Genomic DNA, 1863 nt, shown 5'->3' with positions numbered 1-1863 from the left:
GTAATAAAGTCAAAAAGAAATACTTTCTTAAATGTGTCAGTGGGTGTGAGAATGTAGTTTTATTTTGGAACGAATACAGCAAAACTTGGGAAGCACCTCGTTCAAAAGCTGCTGAAGATGCAAAACCTCAAAAACCTCCGACTAAGATAACACAATATCCTTGTCCAGTGTGTAAGAAACCTTTAGAAGAATACACCTATATAAAAGACGGACAAAATAAGACTATGCTGCGGTGTTCAAATCCTAAATCCCGCAGTGATCAAAAACATAAAGATGTAGCTTATTTCAATACCCAAAAAGGGTGGTGGAGTCCCAAGTTTGGAGAGTTGAAGAGTTAAGCAATTCAACAAATTCAGAACTTACGCATTGTCAGAAAATTGATATTATGCAGCCAATTCTAACTTCTGAGTTAAGTGTTCTAAAATAAAGTCACGAGCTACTTGAAGAGATAATTTTCTTTGCACTTCATACCAGTTTTCAATTAATTCTTCGGAGCGCATTAATTCTAGTTGTGTAAAGGCTCGAATTGCACTAAAAAAATGAGTTCTGATAGCGTCAGTGGTTCTTACCATAAATCGACTAATACCACATACTTGTTTAATGGCCCTGTGGTAACACTCAATCCCCCAATGTATTGAATGAATTTCCCTGAATTCGGCTCTAGTAATTGAGAAAAATGCATCTTTTTCCGGGGTATACATAATGTAATATCTGGAAGTTTCGTTTTTGAACCTTCTGAGAAATACTTTTACCTGACCAAAATTTTTGAGATACACTATTAAACCAGATTCGGGAATTTCTAAATTTTGAACTTGAGTAAAATTTTTACCGTCAACCGAACATGAGCGATTTTTAGCTATACCAGTTAAAAACCCTAATTCCTTGTTTTTCAGTAATTTTAGGTTTTCTTGGCTGGAATACCAACTGTCTGTCGTTACAGTTTTAGGTTTTAAACCCCAGTCTAAAACCTCAATTATCATTTCCTCAATTGTCATTTTTAGTCTTTCCCTCCTGCTTGTTATAAATCCGATAATTTACTGGCACTGACTTAAAAGATACATCCGTGTAATACAAGGTGATTAACTGAATTCCTTTGACAGCGCGATGGTGTCTGCCTGAGTAATAGTAACCAATCAATTCCGTCATTTTCGGGTCGCTATGAGGCTTATCAATTACCGTATCGTCACCACTTAAAGTACCGCCAATTAAGTTGATGTTTGATTTAATTTCTTCAAGCTATAGCTTGGGTTCGTATCTCTCGCGTAGCAAAAATCTGTTAACGCTATCATCAGACAAATTTTCCATTATCTGCGCCAAACATTGGCAACCTGAATACTTTGATTCTGCTAGCAAGAACAAAGTGTAAGTGTTGAGGTCACACTTGGCAGTGGATGGTTTTGTAATTGCTCTGATTGTCCGAACCCTAAACACAGACAGGTAAATTATCTGTTTTTCATGCCTCTATTAACTGTAAGGGTTGGTGAACTAGTAGTTTAAGGTAAGTTCAACCGTTTACGCGCACCAAAGCGAAACAGCTTATCTGGTAGTATCGCTCCGGGGCGAGGTAACCATTGTGCCTCATTGCCAACACGGTAGCATAATCGTGGTGACTGGCTTGAAGCAATATGAGCGATCGCCTGAGGGGGTGACAACCGCAGTCAACTTGTGGCAGGGCAAGCCTTTCAGGTGACGGACGCCCTCAAAGATAAAAAGCAACAGCAAGATTTTTCTTATTCATCAGCACTCAAAACTCCTATTTTCACAAAGCGCGATCGCGCTCAATTAATTCTCATCTTTTCAGCAGTGATTAAAGTGAAAGGCAAGCCAAGCCTAAGTTACATCCCCCTTGTCACCCCCTCAGCG

The 1863-nt window shown here is 38.8% G+C and carries 2 protein-coding genes and 2 pseudogenes; 2 read left to right on the top strand and 2 right to left on the bottom strand.

What is annotated here, in order from left to right; genetic code table 11:
* Window positions 1-338 (top strand): annotated as a pseudogene (locus UYI_RS33230) (type I DNA topoisomerase); the annotation flags it as partial.
* 45 nt (window positions 339-383) lie between these two features.
* Here the strand turns inward: UYI_RS33230 and UYI_RS35160 are convergent.
* Together UYI_RS35160 and UYI_RS37105 are read right to left on the bottom strand one after the other, a co-directional pair.
* Window positions 384-1413: pseudogene (locus UYI_RS35160) on the bottom strand (IS701 family transposase).
* 80 nt (window positions 1414-1493) lie between these two features.
* On the bottom strand, window positions 1494-1652 hold the full coding sequence (locus UYI_RS37105; protein ID WP_235147999.1) for a hypothetical protein: 159 nt from the start codon (window positions 1650-1652) through the stop codon (window positions 1494-1496).
* Between the two features lie 13 nt (window positions 1653-1665).
* Between UYI_RS37105 and UYI_RS33225 the strand changes: the two genes are divergently transcribed.
* Window positions 1666-1863 (top strand): hypothetical protein (locus tag UYI_RS33225; RefSeq protein WP_016865277.1); only part of this gene is annotated, 198 nt, incomplete at its 3' end.

It is taken from the genome of Fischerella muscicola PCC 7414 (assembly GCF_000317205.1).
Taxonomy (GTDB): domain Bacteria; phylum Cyanobacteriota; class Cyanobacteriia; order Cyanobacteriales; family Nostocaceae; genus Fischerella; species Fischerella muscicola.
The sequence above is the reverse complement of the archived record's forward strand: the minus strand, read 5'-3'. Positions and strand labels throughout refer to the sequence as shown.